Origin of the sequence: Stutzerimonas stutzeri (genome assembly GCF_024448955.1) — a bacterium.
Taxonomy (GTDB): domain Bacteria; phylum Pseudomonadota; class Gammaproteobacteria; order Pseudomonadales; family Pseudomonadaceae; genus Stutzerimonas; species Stutzerimonas stutzeri_AQ.
Genome location: NZ_JAMOIH010000018.1, coordinates 1 through 15,766 on the forward strand (window position 1 = coordinate 1; position 15,766 = coordinate 15,766).

General features: G+C 59.7%; 15 protein-coding genes. 6 read left to right on the forward strand and 9 right to left on the reverse strand.

All coding sequences use genetic code 11. The annotated features are described in order from the left end of the window. Window positions 1–56: 56 nt before the first annotated feature. The 4 genes from NA645_RS17535 to NA645_RS17550 form a co-directional block, all read right to left on the reverse strand. Window positions 57–188, reverse strand: a complete 132-nt coding sequence (locus tag NA645_RS17535; RefSeq protein WP_256050019.1) for a putative transporter small subunit — start codon at window positions 186–188, stop codon at window positions 57–59. Further along, on the reverse strand, window positions 170–1,843 hold the full coding sequence (locus tag NA645_RS17540; RefSeq protein ID WP_256050020.1) for a sodium:solute symporter family protein: 1,674 nt from the start codon (window positions 1,841–1,843) through the stop codon (window positions 170–172). The genes NA645_RS17535 and NA645_RS17540 overlap by 19 nt, the downstream gene beginning before the upstream one ends. 723 nt (window positions 1,844–2,566) lie before the next feature. After that, window positions 2,567–2,974 carry a PA2817 family protein gene (locus NA645_RS17545; protein WP_256050021.1) on the reverse strand — a complete coding sequence of 136 codons (408 nt, stop codon included), beginning with the start codon at window positions 2,972–2,974 and terminating at the stop codon, window positions 2,567–2,569. Between the two features lie 168 nt (window positions 2,975–3,142). Next, window positions 3,143–5,590, reverse strand: coding sequence for an acyl-CoA dehydrogenase (locus NA645_RS17550; RefSeq protein ID WP_256050022.1), 2,448 nt, complete (start codon window positions 5,588–5,590; stop codon window positions 3,143–3,145). 502 nt (window positions 5,591–6,092) lie between these two features. On the opposite strand from NA645_RS17550, the gene NA645_RS17555 reads away from it, so the two are divergent. From NA645_RS17555 to queF, 3 genes are all read left to right on the forward strand, one after another. Then, a complete protein-coding gene (locus NA645_RS17555; protein ID WP_131650417.1) occupies window positions 6,093–7,025 on the forward strand; it encodes an ABC transporter ATP-binding protein in 933 nt (310 codons plus the stop codon). After that, entirely contained in the window at window positions 7,022–7,801 is a 780-nt protein-coding gene (locus NA645_RS17560; RefSeq protein ID WP_256050023.1) for an ABC transporter permease, read from the forward strand. Before NA645_RS17555 ends, NA645_RS17560 begins: the two co-directional genes overlap by 4 nt. 104 nt (window positions 7,802–7,905) lie before the next feature. Then, window positions 7,906–8,736 carry an NADPH-dependent 7-cyano-7-deazaguanine reductase QueF gene (queF, locus tag NA645_RS17565; RefSeq protein ID WP_256050024.1) on the forward strand — a complete coding sequence of 277 codons (831 nt, stop codon included), beginning with the start codon at window positions 7,906–7,908 and terminating at the stop codon, window positions 8,734–8,736. Between the two features lie 59 nt (window positions 8,737–8,795). Here queF and NA645_RS17570 read toward each other — a convergent pair whose 3' ends face one another. Next, on the reverse strand, window positions 8,796–9,062 hold the full coding sequence (locus NA645_RS17570; RefSeq protein ID WP_256050025.1) for a DUF4404 family protein: 267 nt from the start codon (window positions 9,060–9,062) through the stop codon (window positions 8,796–8,798). A gap of 210 nt (window positions 9,063–9,272) precedes the next feature. Here NA645_RS17570 and NA645_RS17575 point away from each other — a divergent pair, with 210 nt between their 5' ends. After that, entirely contained in the window at window positions 9,273–9,974 is a 702-nt protein-coding gene (locus NA645_RS17575; RefSeq protein WP_256050026.1) for an MlaA family lipoprotein, read from the forward strand. A gap of 72 nt (window positions 9,975–10,046) precedes the next feature. Here NA645_RS17575 and NA645_RS17580 read toward each other — a convergent pair whose 3' ends face one another. Continuing rightward, entirely contained in the window at window positions 10,047–10,346 is a 300-nt protein-coding gene (locus tag NA645_RS17580) for a PilZ domain-containing protein (RefSeq protein WP_256050027.1), read from the reverse strand. Window positions 10,347–10,551: 205 nt separating this feature from the next. On the opposite strand from NA645_RS17580, the gene rssB reads away from it, so the two are divergent. After that, entirely contained in the window at window positions 10,552–11,739 is a 1,188-nt protein-coding gene (gene rssB / locus NA645_RS17585; RefSeq protein WP_256050028.1) for a two-component system response regulator RssB, read from the forward strand. Then, window positions 11,736–12,218, forward strand: coding sequence for an anti-sigma factor antagonist RssC (rssC, locus tag NA645_RS17590; RefSeq protein WP_256050029.1), 483 nt, complete (start codon window positions 11,736–11,738; stop codon window positions 12,216–12,218). The genes rssB and rssC overlap by 4 nt, the downstream gene beginning before the upstream one ends. Window position 12,219: 1 nt before the next feature. Here rssC and tal read toward each other — a convergent pair whose 3' ends face one another. The 3 genes from tal to NA645_RS17605 form a co-directional block, all read right to left on the reverse strand. Further along, the gene (tal, locus tag NA645_RS17595) at window positions 12,220–13,146 is read right to left on the reverse strand and encodes a transaldolase (RefSeq protein WP_256050030.1); all 927 of its coding nucleotides are present in this window, start codon (window positions 13,144–13,146) and stop codon (window positions 12,220–12,222) included. Between the two features lie 124 nt (window positions 13,147–13,270). Continuing rightward, window positions 13,271–14,275 carry a tRNA dihydrouridine(20/20a) synthase DusA gene (gene dusA / locus NA645_RS17600; RefSeq protein ID WP_256050031.1) on the reverse strand — a complete coding sequence of 335 codons (1,005 nt, stop codon included), beginning with the start codon at window positions 14,273–14,275 and terminating at the stop codon, window positions 13,271–13,273. A gap of 287 nt (window positions 14,276–14,562) precedes the next feature. Continuing rightward, on the reverse strand, window positions 14,563–15,606 hold the full coding sequence (locus tag NA645_RS17605) for a hypothetical protein (protein WP_336605275.1): 1,044 nt from the start codon (window positions 15,604–15,606) through the stop codon (window positions 14,563–14,565). Window positions 15,607–15,766 lie beyond the last annotated feature (160 nt).

Here is a 15,766-nt window from a genome sequence, read left to right on the forward strand (position 1 = left end):
ACGGTCTGTAACTGCGGGCCTTTTCGTTGATGGTAGGGAGTCCCACCTGGGCGTGATCAGACCAGATCCGTTCCCTTGCGCTTGGCCTCGCGCATGTCGTGTAGGAGGCCGGCGCAGAGCAGGCCGAGGACAAGGGTGGCCAGGGCGGGCCAGATGAGGACATAGGCGGTCAGAGCGATACTGGACATGGGATGTTCTCCTTCTCTTTGGTCTTGGGCTCGGGTTGTACGGTCTGGAAGGCGACGACCTTTTTGCTGATCTGGTCGAAATCGAAGCGTTGCTGGTTGCGCAGGCTGACCGCCACGCAAACCACCATGCTGACCCCATAGGCGGTCAACGAGCTGAGCAAAACCGTGTAATCACGCAGGAAGCCCACGGCGAACGGCGCCAGCGCCAGCGTTGCAAGTACGCCGAGCAGGATGCCGGCTCGGCGACCAAAGAAGCCGAAGGTCATGAGGCCGATCACCACGCCGCCGCCGACGGAGGCGCAGAGTTCGAAGAACACCGCCAATACGCCGTCCAGCGGCACCAGTTCGAAGCGGCAGACAATGAACATGGCGAAGGCCGCGATCACCGCGCTGGTGAAGGCCTTGTTGGTAACACGATCCCAGAACAGGCTGGCGATCACCGGAAAGACGATGGAGCCCCAGAGCGCACCGACGAAGATCAGCATGGTGAGGATGTCGAGCTTGAGGCTGGCGAAGGCGACGCCGACCATGGTCGCGACGATCATGGTCAGGCGTCCGACCCAGAGCATCACGGTCGGGTTGGGTTTGTTCTTGGCCAGCGTCTTGCCGTAAATGTCTGTCATGACGATAGACGACAGGGCGGAGAGGTCAGAGTCGGCTGTGGACGAGAGCGAGCCGATCACCATGATGAACAGCAGCCCGATCATGAACGGTGGCAGGTAGTTGGAGGCCATCTGCGGGATCAGGTTGTTCAGATCACCGTCGATGGGCTCGATACCGGCCAGCAGCGCTAGCAGGCCGAGCATGCCGAGGCCGATGACAATGGCGCCGTAACCGACGGTCGCGGTGAGGAAGGTTGGCTTGATCAGGTCTTCGCGCACGGCGAATAGGCGCTGGGCGATGGTCTGATTGCCGATGGCATAGGCCAGCACCGCGACGAAGAAGGGTGCGCCCTGCTCGAGGATCGCCGTAGGCGAGTAGAAACTCGCTTGTTCCGGCGCCAGACGCGGCATGCCTGCCTCGAACAGTTCCGGCCCGCCCAGTTGAAAGAAGATCATCGGAATGATGATGACCGCCGCGAGGATCATGGCCACCAGCTGGCCGAAGTCGGTCAGCACCGAAGAACGGAAGCCCGACCACAGCGTGTAGGACAGCACACCAAGGCCGGCGAACAGGACGCCATGCACGAAGCTCAGCGGCGAGAGCACTTCGACCAGCGCGCCAGCGGCGGTGAAGTTGACCGTCAGGCTGATGCAGCTACCGAGGATGTTGGAGCCTGCAAGGATCATCTGGCTGGAGCGACCGTGGCGCGCCTGCATGATCTCGCCGAGGGTGTGGGCCTTAGGCGCCAGCTGCCGGAAGCGCTTGCCGAAGGGGTAGATGAACAGAATCATCAGCGCGCCCCAGAATCCGTAATGCAGCGCACCGGAGAGGCCGTACTTGTAACCCGCGCTTGCTGCGGCGTAGAACGAGGCGGCCCAGATCCAGGTGGCGGTCATGCTGGCGGCAGACATGCCGAAACCCACCGAGTTGTTGGAAACCATGTAGCTGTCTACGTTCTCTTCCTTCTGGCCGATGCGGGTCGACAGAAAAAACGTCAATCCATAGAAGCCCAGCAACAGAAGCAGAACGGTGGGTAGGGCGAGTTGGTACACAACGTCTCCTTTTTATGAGCCTCAAGCATCGCTGGCACGACGCAGGGCCGTATTCACGGCATGGCGTTATGGCACCCGAATCACTGCGCGAGGCAGGCATGATCGAACCGGTGTTCGAGGGGTGCGGACTGGAAGCTGACAGGAGGGAGACCGACAAGCGCGATCCGAAAGCGTCACAAGCGGCACGCACATGGGCGGCGATCGCTGTGATCCTGCAGCGGCGGTGCCGGGTGCGTTCCCGGCAGAATGAGGTTGCGTCTTTGCTGAACGGCGACGCAACGGCGCGCAGTCTACCATCATCAGGCGGTTAGCGGGGGCTTCGCTTCTATTCTTGCGATAAATGCAATAGGTGACGACGAAAATAATTCGGCTTGCCGAACGCCTGAGCCGCCCGCTCAGAGAGCCGGAAAGAGATCGGTTTCGAGCGGATCGAGGCGGCAAAAGCGACTCGCCTGCTGACATCCGAACGAGTCATGACATGGCGCGCCGCGCCAATCCGGAGAGCAATGCCAAGGGGTCAGATGCGCCTTGCCAACAGCTGTGTCGCAATCGTCCCGCTCAGCCGAGGCGCCAAGTCCGCTGCCGAGCAGAGACAAAAATTAGCAGTGCGTCAGCCGTTCAGATAAGCGCTGAAAGCTCTGTAGGAGCGCACCATGCGCGTGAATCGCAGGCGCGGCCCGCTCCTACGAAGCCCTGCATCAGCACTAAGTGACAGGTGGTTAGTCAGTGCCGAGGACTTTCTTCCGGCAGGGTCAGCAGCTGCCTTTCCATGTTCCAGTCGAAGGGCTCTTCGTTTTGCTCGGCTTCGTAGCGGCGCTCTTCCAGTCGCTGGAAGATTTCGATCTCTTCGTCCGGCATGAAGTGCAGGCAGTCACCGCCGAAGAACCACAGCAGATCCCGTGGGACCAGATGAGCGATCTGCGGATAGCGGTGGAAGACCTGACAAATCATGTCCTGACCTATATGCCGCTCTTCCGGCACGTCTTTGAGATTCATGATCAGCTCGTCGAAGCGCTCGAGAAACAGCGCATGGCTTTCTTCCGATACCTGTCCGGTTTCACCCATGGCAAGCAGAATGCCACGCAGATGGGCCAGAAGAGCCAGGTTGTGATCGTGATAAGCGTTGGCCATTGGTTCACCTGTGTCGGATTGGGCGCGCGATTATAGGGCGGCGCGCAGTCATTGGGTCGTATCCAGTGGACTCATGACCCAAGCATGGGTTCGATTGAACCGCCAGAGGGCTAGATAGACGGCTCGCCTCGGCGTGAAGCGTTTGCGTTGCCGAGGCGGGCCGAGCTGCTATCGAATTCGTCCTGGCTCCAATGCAAGCGCCTCTTTGCTGAAGTCGTCCACCTCGATGACTTTACGTCTGGCGGCTTCGGCGCTGCGCAGTTGTGCCGCTTCGCCCTCGTCGAGCACGCCCGCTGCCACAGCCGCAGTGATGGGGTCTTGCGCCGCGGTCGGTTTGAACTCTCCATGCTTGAGCGCTTTATGCAGCTTCTTCTGCAGCGGCTGAGCAGCGGCCAGCGTGTCGAACGCATCGCGCAGCGCGCCAAAGGCTTCCTCGCTGCCGAGCGGGCGATAAACGCCATCAAGAATCTGCTCCAGCGCCGCGTCGCCTTCCGGCCGTCCGAGGATGGCGGCGACTTCCGCGTCGAGTTCATCTGACGGCCCCCGGTGACGCGCGCCGAAGGGGAACACCAGCACCTGCAGCACGCCGCCAAGGAGCCGGTTGGGGAAGTTGGCCAGTGTGCCGGCCAACGCTTGCTCGGCTTTGCATAGGCAATCCTCCAAAGCCCAGCGCAGCAGCGGCGCCTGCTCCACGGGATGACCCAGGTCGTGGTAGCGCTTGAGTGCGGCGGACGCCAGATACAGATGGCTGAGCACATCGCCGAGCCGGGCCGACAGGCGTTCGCGGCGCTTCAATTCACCACCAAGCAGCATCATGGACACATCGGCGAGCATGGCGAATGCCGCTGCGATGCGGTTCAGTGCGCGGAAATAGGGGCGGGTGAGGTCATTGCCGGGGGCGCTGCCGAGCAGGCCGAAGGTCAGCCCGAGCACCAGCGTGCTGGCGGTGTTGCTAACAGCGAAGCCGATGTGCTGCATTAGCAGTTTGTCGAACTTCTTCACCGCGGCATCGCGGTCCGGCTCATGGACCAGTTCCATCTCGCGCAAAACGAACGGATGGCAGCGAATCGCGCCCTGGCCGAAGATCATCAGGTTGCGCGACAGGATGTTCGCGCCTTCGACGGTGATGGATATCGGCGCCGACAACCACAGGCGACCGAGGTAATTGTTCGGACCCATGATGATGCCTTTGCCACCGTGAATATCCATGGCGTCGGTGACGCATTCGCGGCCGCGTTCGGTCAGGTGATATTTGAGGATGGCCGAAAGCACCGAGGGTTTTTCGCCCAGATCTACTGCATTGGCCGTCAGGATTCGCGCGCTGTCCATCAGCCAGGCGTTGCCACCGATGCGGGCGAGGGGCTCTTGGATGCCTTCGAAAGCGGCCAGCGGCACGTTGAATTGCTCACGAATCTGCGCGTAACGGCCGCTGACATAGCTGCATGCCTTGGCGGCACTGACGCCGGTGGCCGGTAGCGAGATGGAACGACCGACGGATAGGCAGTTCATCAGCATCATCCAGCCTTTGCCGATCATGTCGCGCCCGCCGATGATGGCTTCCAGCGGGACGAATACTTCCTTGCCCCAGTTCGGCCCGTTCATGAACGCGGCGCCTAGCGGCAGGTGGCGACGACCGATCTCGACGCCGGCGGTGTCGGTGGGAATCAAGGCCAGGCTGATACCGAGTTCTTCCTCGTCACCCAGCAGGTGATCGGGATCGTAGGTCTTGAAGGCGACACCCAGCAGCGTCGCGACCGGGCCGAGGGTGATATAGCGTTTCTCCCAATTCAGGCGCAGACCGATGACCTCTTCGCCTTGCCATTGGCCCTTGCAGATCACGCCGCTGTCGTTCATCGCACCGGCGTCGGAGCCGGCGTAGGGGCCGGTCAGGGCGAAGCAGGGGATATCCGTACCGTTGGCCAGGCGCGGCAGGTAATGGTTACGTTGTTCGTCGGTGCCGTAGTGCATCAGCAGTTCGGCCGGCCCGAGCGAGTTGGGCACCATGACAGTGCTGGCGAGGTCGCCGCTGCGAGTGGCCAGCTTCATCACGATCTGCGAGTGCGCATAGGCCGAGAAGCCTTTGCCGCCGTATTCCTTGGGAATGATCAGGGCGAAGAAGCCTTCGGCCTTGATGTAGTCCCACGCCTCTTGCGGTAGATCCAGACGCTGGCCGACATCCCAGTCGTTGACCATAGCGCAGAGCGTTTCGGTGGGGCCATCGACGAAAGCCTGTTCTTCGTCGGTGAGCGTAGCTTTGGGATAGCCGAGCAGGGTGTCCCAATTCGGCCGTCCGCTGAACAGCTCGCCATCCCACCAGACGCTGCCGGCGTCTATGGCATCGCGTTCGGTGTCGGAGATGGGTGGCAGGACTTTCTTGAACCAGTCGAACATCGGCCCGCTGAAATGCTTGATGCGCAAATCCTCGACCAGCAGGAAGACGGCAACGCCAACGAGCAGAAGCCAGAGGATGACCATCAACCAGGCCGGCGTTTCATCGGCGACTCCCATGAACACCAGGTACGTGGCCACGATGGCCAGCGCGGGCACGGGCGAAACCCGTAGATGGGCGATCACGGCGATGCCGAGCAGTAACACGAGCAGCCAGAGCAGGGTCATGAGGTTTCCTTTGTTGGGCGAAGGGCGGCCTACTTGAGCATAGGCGTTGGACGCGAATCGATCAGCGAACGCTTGATGCGTTTGGTTTCAAGTAGTGACCGGACCGGGCAAGGTGAGTTCTGGAATGACTATCACTAGGTGCGGCGTGGGAACGATCCTTCCTGACGCGTTCATCTCTCCGGTTAGGGGCTGTCTGTAGGGTCGAATTTATTCGGCCGCAGGTTGCGATGGCCGAACAAGTTCGGCCCTACAGCTCCGATCCGAAAGAGTAGGCCCCCGTCGCGACCGTGGCGAAACGGAACAGGCCTTAGGCTGCGGCAGAGCCAGAAGCTTCGCGCCGAGGGGCCCTTCCACAACGCAAAGCCGCGCATCGTATCGGTTCTTTGTGGAAGGCCCGCCTCGGGGCGAAGCTTTGGTGCGGCTGCGGTCAGGCGGCGCGGTTGCAATTGCCTCACCGCGCCCTTATCTAGTCTGAATCTCTCTGCTTTGCGTGCATGTTCATATGAGTACCGCTCTGTCCATTCGGCAGTTGACCAAGGTTTACGGAAACGGCTTCGAGGCCCTCAAAGGGATCGATCTGGATGTGGCCGAAGGCGACTTCTTCGCGTTGCTGGGCCCCAACGGCGCTGGCAAATCCACCACCATCGGCATCCTCTCCACGCTGGTGAACAAGACAGGCGGCACGGTCAATGTGTTCGGCCATGATCTGGATCGCGATCCCGCCAGGCTCAAGCGTTGCCTGGGTGTGGTGCCTCAGGAGTTCAACTTCAACCAGTTCGAGAAGGCCTTCGATATTCTCGTCACGCAAGCCGGGTACTACGGCATCCCGGCCAAGGTGGCCAAGGAGCGCGCCGAGCAGTACCTGAACCAATTGGGCTTGTGGGACAAGCGCGACGTGTCCTCGCGAATGCTGTCCGGCGGCATGAAGCGGCGCCTGATGATTGCCCGCGCGCTCATCCATCGCCCGCGCCTGCTGATTCTCGACGAGCCCACCGCAGGCGTGGACATCGAGCTGCGCCGCTCGATGTGGTCGTTTCTCACCGAGCTCAACCGTGAAGGCATCACCATCATCCTCACTACGCACTATCTGGAAGAGGCTGAGCAGCTGTGCCGCAACATCGGCATCATCGACCACGGGCAGATCGTAAAGAACACCAGCATGCGCGAACTGCTCAAGCAGTTGCATGTTGAAACCTTCCTGCTCGATCTGAAGGAATCGCAGCTGGTGCCGCCAGAGCTGGGCAACTACCCGGCGAGGCTGGTCGATCACCACACGCTCGAGGTGCAGGTGGAAAAGAGCCAGGGAATAACTGACCTGTTTCGCTTGCTGGCGGCGCAGGGCATTGAGGTGCTGAGCCTGCGTAACAAGACCAATCGACTGGAGGAGCTGTTCGTTTCGATGGTGGAGAACAATCTGCCCAAGGTGGCCAAATGAACGCGGAATTCCGGCCCAATCTGGTTGCGCTGCAAACCATCGTTCATCGCGAGATCCGCCGCTACACGCGCATCTGGCCGCAAACCCTGCTACCGCCGGCGATCACCATGGTGCTGTACTTCGTCATCTTCGGGAATCTGATCGGCGCGCGAATCGGCGAGATGGGCGGCTTCAGCTACATGGAGTACATCGTGCCGGGCCTGATCATGATGTCCGTAATCACCAACTCCTACAGCAACGTGGTCTCGAGCTTTTTCAGCAGCAAGTTTCAGCGTTCTATCGAAGAGCTGCTGGTCTCGCCGGTTTCACCACACGTGATTCTCATCGGTTTCGCGCTGGGCGGCATCACGCGGGGCCTGGCCGTTGCGCTGATCGTTACCGTGCTGTCGATGTTCTTTACCGACCTGCAGGTTCATCATCTGGGCGTCACGCTGCTGGTCATCACCCTGACCTCGACGATCTTTGCGCTGGGCGGCTTCATCAATGCGGTGTTTGCGCGAAATTTCGACGATATCTCGATCATTCCGACCTTCGTGCTGACGCCGCTGACCTACCTGGGTGGCGTGTTCTATTCGATCACCTTGCTGTCGCCGTTCTGGCAGACGTTGTCGCTGGCCAACCCCATCCTGCACATGGTCAATGCGTTCCGTTACGGCATCCTTGGGGTTTCTGATATCCAAATCGGCGTTGCCATCAGCTTCATGGCGGTGGCGGCCGTGCTGATGTATCTGTGGTGCATCCGCCTGCTCAAAAGCGGCCGCGGAATGCGCCAGTGAGACGTTGAGCGCGAGCCATGCGGAAGGACGGCAAGGCAATTTCGCGATGATAAACACGGCGGGAACCGATACACTTGCGGTCATTTTTCGTACAGGTTCCCGCCATGCAACACCCCGCCGAACTCTCGCCGCTGGGTAAAACCAGCGCCTATGTCGCGACCTACAGTCCCGAGCAATTGTTTCCGATCCCGCGCGCGCCGAAGTGGGCCGAGCTGGGGCTGACGGTCGACACCCTGCCTTATCGAGGCGTGGACATCTGGAACTGCTACGAGCTGTCCTGGCTGCTGCCGTCCGGCAAGCCGGTGGTGGCCATCGGCGAGTTCAGCATCCCGGCGGATTCGCCGAACATCATCGAATCCAAGTCGTTCAAGCTCTATTTGAATTCGCTGAACCAGTCGGTCTTTGAAAGCCGCGAAGCGCTGGTTGAGGTCATGGTCAGAGATTTGTCGGCCGCAGCGGGCAAGCCGGTCGGTGTCCGTCTAAGGACGCTGGACGAAGTTGCTCAGGATGGGATTGCACCACTGGCGGGACGCTGCATTGATGAGCTGGATATAACCATCGAGACCTACGACTCCCCGCGTGCCGATCTGCTGAGCAGTGATCCGAGCCGCCAGGTCGAAGAATGCGTCTATAGCCATTTGCTCAAGTCCAACTGCCCCGTTACCGGCCAGCCGGACTGGGGCACGGTGGTGATTGAGTACCGTGGTGTTGCGCTGGATCACGGCAGTTTGCTCACCTATCTGGTGAGCTTCCGTCAGCACGCCGACTTCCACGAACAGTGCGTTGAGCGCATCTTCCTCGACTTGCAGCGGCTGCTGAAGCCGGAGTGGCTGACAGTATATGCGCGGTATGTGCGTCGTGGCGGGCTGGATATCAATCCGTACCGCAGTACCGAGGCCGTCACCGTAAACAACGGGCGTCTCGTCAGACAGTGAGTGCAGCGGCAGGCCGGAGGCGTTTCGTTCAGCCTCCAGCCGCTTTGTCGGCTTCCTGCTTATATTCCCATGTTCGCCAGCGTCTGCATGATGTTACGCAGCGTCATGGCGGTATTCGGATGGCTGACTTCGAAACGCTCTACTGCCAGGTTGACGCCATCGACCAACGAATCGTTCTGTTCGACTATGCCTTGGTTCGCCAAGCGAAGCTCGATGTCCTGTGCAATGGCCTGTAGCGATGCGCGCTCCTCTTCGGTCAGCGGCGTGTCTTGGGCCAGCTGACTACGTAACTCTGCTAGCTGCGACTGCAGATCATGTTCCGGCATATTCCTTCCCTCTTATTTCAGACTACGAATTCGCCAGCTCGATGAAGATGGAGTAAGCCAGCGGCCCGGGCTTGTCCTCCTTGGAGGGCGAGTCGTGCAGCGAAGTTCGCTCGCAGCCGCATGTCTGTTCGCTGCCGCAATCTTCAGAATGGATTTATACTGTTGCGCTTTGTTGGGCACGCCACCATTCGGGATAAGAGGAAGGCCGCGATGCAAATGATCGGCAAGGATTGGATCGGATATGTCAGGGTCACGCTCGTCGCAGCGCTGACGGTATTTGGCGCGTCTTCGTTGCAGGCCGCCGAGGAGGATCCCTGGGAAGGCGTGAACAGGGTGGTGTTCAACTTCAACGACAAGCTCGATACCTACACGCTCAAGCCGCTCGCGCAGGGCTACCAGAAAGTCACGCCGAATTTCCTCGAAGACGGCATTGGTAACGTGTTCAGCAACCTCGGCGATGTCGTGGTGCTGACCAACGATCTGCTGCAGGGCAAGGTTCGCGATGCTGGCATCGACACGAGCCGCATCCTGTTCAATACCACCTTTGGCGTTCTCGGCTTCTTCGATGTGGCGACCCGCATGGGCCTGCAAAAGAACGACGAAGATTTCGGCCAGACGCTGGGTGCCTGGGGACTTGGCAGCGGACCTTATGTGGTGCTGCCGTTGCTCGGGCCGAGCACCGTGCGCGATGCGGCAGGGCGTGTGCCTGATGCCTTCCTGCAGCCTTATCCCCACATGGACCATGTACCGACCCGCAACGTGACGCGAGCGGTGAATGTGGTCGACCTGCGTGCCGGTCTGCTCTCGGCAGAGAAGATGATTACCGGTGACAAGTACATCTTCGTTCGCAATGCCTATCTGCAGAACCGCGAGTTCCGCACGCAGGACGGGCAGGTCGAAGACGACTTCTGATCATTGTCGGCGACGCCACGGGGATGACGTGGCGTTCGCAGACCTCCGGCGCTCGTCAGCGCCGAGTGCCTTTTAGCTCATCAACAGGATGGCCAGCCCAAGGCTCTGCCGACCATCTTCATGCGTGCCGACTCGCACCACTTCGGTATCTGCTTCCAGTCCCTGCAACTGTTCATGCTCTGAAGGGATATTCACCCGTACCTTATCGCCCATCTGCAGGCTAGTCGGGGCCAGCACCTGCATGCCTGTGCTCGAAAGGTCCATGCAGATCGCGTCGTAGCGTTGGCCGTTATGGATAAGGGTGATCGCCGTCTCAATCTGCATGCGGATGAAGTCGCGTTTCTCGCTGTAGTCCCGATCACTCTGGCTCATTTTTCTTCCTCTGAGTTTTGGTTGCATCAGTTCTTATAACGCCCGTTAATTAAGCCTGTAAAGCATAGGCGGGGCGGCAGCGCCTGGCTTGAAACGCAGATCGTATGGGAGTACCGTCTGCGCCTTGAAAAGATCCCTTGCTCCAGCGTTCGCGCGGGGGCCGATGCTTTCGCCAATCATCCTGGCGATACCGCCTGGTAGGAACATGCACAACCCAAGCGCGACGCTGCTGATCATAGATGACGACGATGTGGTACGAGCCAGCCTGGCCGCCTATCTGGATGACAGCGGTTTCAAAGTCCTGCAGGCACCTAGCGGGCCGGTAGGCATGGAGCTGTTCGAGGCCGAACAGCCGGATCTGGTGATCTGCGACCTGCGCATGCCGCAGATGGACGGTCTGGAGCTGATCCGCCAGATCAGCGAGCGCCAGGCCGACCTTCCGGTCATCGTGGTATCCGGTGCCGGCGTGATGAGCGATGCCGTGGAAGCCCTGCGTCTGGGGGCGGCCGATTACCTGATCAAGCCCCTGGAAGACCTGGCAATGCTCGAACACTCGGTTCGCCGGGCGCTCGACCGGTCACGGTTGCGGATGGAGAACCGGCGCTACCGCGAGCAATTGGAAACCGCCAACCGCGATCTACAAGCCAGCCTGCATCTGTTGCAGGAAGATCAGAATGCCGGTCGCCAGGTGCAGATGAACATGCTGCCTGTTACGCCCTACAGCATCGATGATTTCCAGTTCGCTCACCAAATCATTCCCTCTCTTTATCTGTCCGGGGATTTCGTCGATTACTTCCGCGTGGACGAGCATCGGATCGGTTTCTATCTGGCTGATGTTTCGGGGCATGGCGCGTCTTCGGCGTTCGTCACGGCCTTGCTGAAGTTCATGACCACTCGCCTACTGTACGAGTCTCGACGGGGAAGGGGAGCACCGCGTGCGTTCAAACCGTCCGAAGTGCTCGATCACATCAACCGAGGGCTGATCAATTGCAAGCTTGGCAAGCATGTCACCATGCTGGGCGGGGTGATCGATCAGGAGCGCAACGTGCTGCATTACAGCATTGGTGGGCATCTGCCGATGCCGGTGCTGTACTCCGGTGGGGCTGCGGCCTATCTGGAGGGACGGGGTTTGCCGGTTGGCCTGTTCGTCGAAGCGACCTACGATAACTATGAAATCGAGCTGCCCGAGGCTTTCAGCCTCACACTACTTTCCGATGGCATTCTGGACCTTTTGCCAGGTGACACGCTCAAAGAAAAGGAAGCAGGATTGCCCGGACTGGTTTCCGAAGCAGGGGGGACGCTGAATGGTCTTCAGCGAGTGTTCGGCCTGGCCGATCTCGAGGATATGCCCGATGACATCGCGTTGCTGGTATTGAGCAGGAACCTTGCATGAGCACTGGTAAGATCCAGTTCGCCGAGCAGGACGGCACGTTCGTTCTCAAGTTCGTCGGCGAAATCCGGCTGACGCTTTGCTCGGCATTGGACGCAACGATCGAAAAAATCTTCTCATCGCTGAATTTCTCGGCGATCGTCATCGACCTCACCGAAAGCCGCAGCATCGACAGCACGACATTGGGGCTGCTGGCCAAGCTGTCGATTCTGTCCAGCCAGAAGATCGGCATGTTGCCTACGCTGGTTACGACGCACGCTGATATCACGCGTCTGTTGCAGTCGATGGGCTTCGATCAGGTATTCAATATCGTCGATCAGCCGCTGCCGTCGCCAGAGCAGCTTGCCGACCTGCCTAGCCAGGATCAGTCGGAAGACGTGGTGAAGAACAAAGTGCTCGAGGCCCACCGTATTCTGATGAGCCTCAATGAATCCAATCGCGAGGCCTTTCGCGACCTCGTGACGGCGTTGGAGCGCTCCTGACCTAGCGTTTAGCTTCCAGCAGAGCTTCGAGTTTCTCCTGATCACGAGCGAACTGGCGGATGCCTTCGGCCAGCTTTTCGGTCGCCATCGGGTCTTCGTTCAAACCCCAGCGGAAACTGCTCTCATCCAGCGTGACGCGCGGCTCAGATGCGCGGCCTGGCGACAACTTACGTTCTAGTGTGCCGTCTTCCTGCGCCAGCTGGCTGAGCAGCTCCGGGCTTATCGTCAGACGGTCACAGCCCGCCAGGGCTTCGATCTGCCCCGTATTGCGGAAGCTCGCTCCCATTACCACCGTGTCGTAGCCGTGGGCCTTGTAGTAGTCGTAGATGCGACTGACCGACAGCACGCCTGGATCTTCGCTGCCGGTGTAATCACGGCCTTCGTGTTTCTTGTACCAGTCGTAGATCCGGCCCACGAACGGTGAAATGAGGAACACACCGGCCTCGGCACAGGCGACCGCTTGGGTGAAGGAGAACAGCAGCGTCAGATTGGTCTGGATGCCGGATTTTTCCAATTGCTCGGCGGCGCGGATGCCTTCCCAGGTGGAGGCCAGTTTGATCAGCACGCGATCCCGCGAGATGCCGGCCTGCTCGTACAGGCCGATCAGGCGTTCGCCGCGCTGCACCATCGCCTGGGTATCGAACGAAAGCCGCGCGTCGACCTCGGTGGAAATCCGCCCGGGGATCAGCTTGAGCACTTCCTGGCCGACCGCGACGGCAAATAGATCGCAGCCCAGCCCGATGTCACCGCCACAACGGGACATGGCGGCCTGCAGATGTTCCGCGTAACGGGGCAGGGCGGCGGCTTTGAGCAACAGCGAAGGATTGGTGGTGGCATCGACCGGCTGCAAGCGGGCAATGGCATCGAGATCGCCGGTGTCGGCGACGACGGTGGTGAACTGCTTGAGTTGTTCCAGCTTGGATGTCATGGGGGCGCTCTATCCTCTGAGTTGGCATGACTGAACCCGAGGCCACCGAGCCACTTGATGAGTGGATGGTCCGGGCGGACAGCACTTGGATTGGAAATGGTCCCGCGTGTTCCGCAAGACTATATCAACGTCCTTCGAGCAGGCCGATCGCCTGATCGAGAAGGATTAACGGCTCCTTCGTCTTATGGATATCGACCGATAACAACTGACGGAAACGTCGCGCACCTGGAAAGCCCAGACCCAGCCCCAACACATGGCGCGTGATGTGATGCATCGAGCCGCCCGCCCTTAGATGTTGCTGGATGTAAGGTCGCATCCGCGTCAGCGCCTCGGCGCGGCTGACGCTCGATTCATGGCTGCCGAACAGCCGAGCGTCCACTTGCGCGAGCAAATACGGATTGTGATAGGCCTCGCGTCCAAGCATCACACCATCGAAGCGTTGAAGGTGCGCCTCGCATTCGTCCAGCGTCTTGATGCCGCCGTTGAGGATGATTTCCAGGTCCGGGAAATCGTCTTTGAGCTGCGCGGCAATGTCATAACGCAAGGGTGGAACCTCGCGATTTTCTTTGGGCGACAGCCCCTCGAGAATGGCAATGCGCGCGTGCACAGTAAAACTGCGGCAGCCCGCTTCGCGAACCTGACCGACGAAATCGCAGAGTTCGGCGTAGCTGTCGCGCCCGTTGATGCCGATTCGATGTTTGACCGTCACGTCGATGCCGACGGCGTCCCGCATCGCTTTCACGCAATCGGCCACCAGCGCCGGATGGGCCATCAGACAGGCGCCGATCATGTTGTTCTGCACGCGATCACTGGGGCAGCCGACGTTGAGATTTACCTCGTCGTAGCCCGCCGCTTCGGCCAACTTTGCGCAAGCTGCCAGCTCCGCCGGCACGCTGCCGCCGAGTTGTAAGGCAAGGGGATGCTCCGCTTCGTCATGGCGAAGGAAACGCTCCGCATCACCATTGATCAGCGCACCCGTCGTGACCATTTCGGTGTAGAGCAGGGCGTGTTGGGACAGTTGACGCAGAAAATACCGGCAATGGTGATCGGTCCAATCCATCATGGGCGCAACGGAGAAGCGGCGCGATGGAGAGCGGGGCGTGGTTATCGGGGCAGGACGGTTTTCCATCGGGTTCCGGAGTGTTGAATAGATACTTGATGACTGGGGCACTTTTAGCGTCTAAGAACGTGATGTACCAGAGGCCATTTCAGCTCAAAAAGCTGATGAGGCGGCCAGATGAGCCGCTTGGAATGCGCGCAAGTTTATCAGGAGAGCTGCGCGCAAGGGCGGCTCAGGCGCGGGAAGTGTCGGAGTTGAGGGGGATCTGGTAGGCCTCAAGGCATCTCGCGTCCATTCAGATCCTGCCCATACGCCTCGTGCACATGGGCAGGATCGGCTCGCCGTTGGGGATGCGCCTATCGCTGAGTGACGTTGGCGATGTTGCCATTTCCGTTCTGGATAATGCTGGCGGAGTTGGTGGTATACGTCAGCGTATCCTGCCAAAGGGACGCTTGGTTCCCGTGCCCCGTCTGGTTGATCAACGCTTCGTGAGCATGGAACCCTTGGTAGGCTTCGATCCGGTTGTCAGAGCCAAGTTGAGCAATCTCAATGCTGTTGTCGTCGCCCACTTGGGCAATATCGACAACGTTATAGTCGCCCTCCGAATAGCCGGTAATGCTTGAGCCTTGTCCGCCGAAGGACGCATATAGCTCGTTTCCAACGCCTTGCTGACGGTAATCCAAGACGCTGTAGCCGTCGCCGGACCTGATCTGTGCATTGTTGGCGTTGCCGATCTGCTGAAGGAAAACGTCTCCAGCAGGATAGCGACTGGAAACCTGATAGATGTCTGCCTGGTTGGCGGTACCGTCCTGATCGACCACGGCAAAACCACCGCCAATCCCGAAGCTCACTTGTTGCAGCTGAACCAGGTTATCGCTTCCCTGCTGTTGCAGGTCTGCGGTGCTAAAGCCGGATTGGTCCACATGGATGACGTTGTCCTGCCCCACCGACACCGCGTCGAGCTGGTTGCCAACCCAGGACTGCGTTGCGTCGAGACGATTGCCAGTGCCCTCTTGGTGAACCGCCGCGGTCGATGACAACTCGCCGAGGTATTCACGTTGCTCCACCTGAGCGCTGTTTGAGTCGCCTGTTTGATGGATCTCGATGCTGGCCATGCCCGACCGGTCGCCATGTATCTGATAGACAGTGGCCGAGTTCAGCGAGCCCAGCTGGTCGATGCTCGCCTCGCTTTCTTGGTCATTAATACCGGTCTGCTCGGTGAGTGCGCTGTTCTCGGCACCGTTTTGCATAATGTATGAGCGTTGTAGCCCGCCGCTCTGTTGCTGCTCTGCGACATTGTTAATACCGGTCTGGCTTATTTCGGCGATGTGTTCGCTGGCGATTACGCTACTGCTTGCCGCCAGCAGCAATGCTGCTGCGAGAGGAGTCATACGAGTCACGGGAATCTCTCCTGTTCATGATGGATGGGCTCCGTACATCACAGGCGAAGCAATGAGATTGTTGTCGGTTCGTTTATCTGCCGGTATAGATCGAAGGGCTCAAATTCCGATGGCCTGGGATTAGTACCTGAGATGAAGGCTCATCTCGTATCGTTCGACC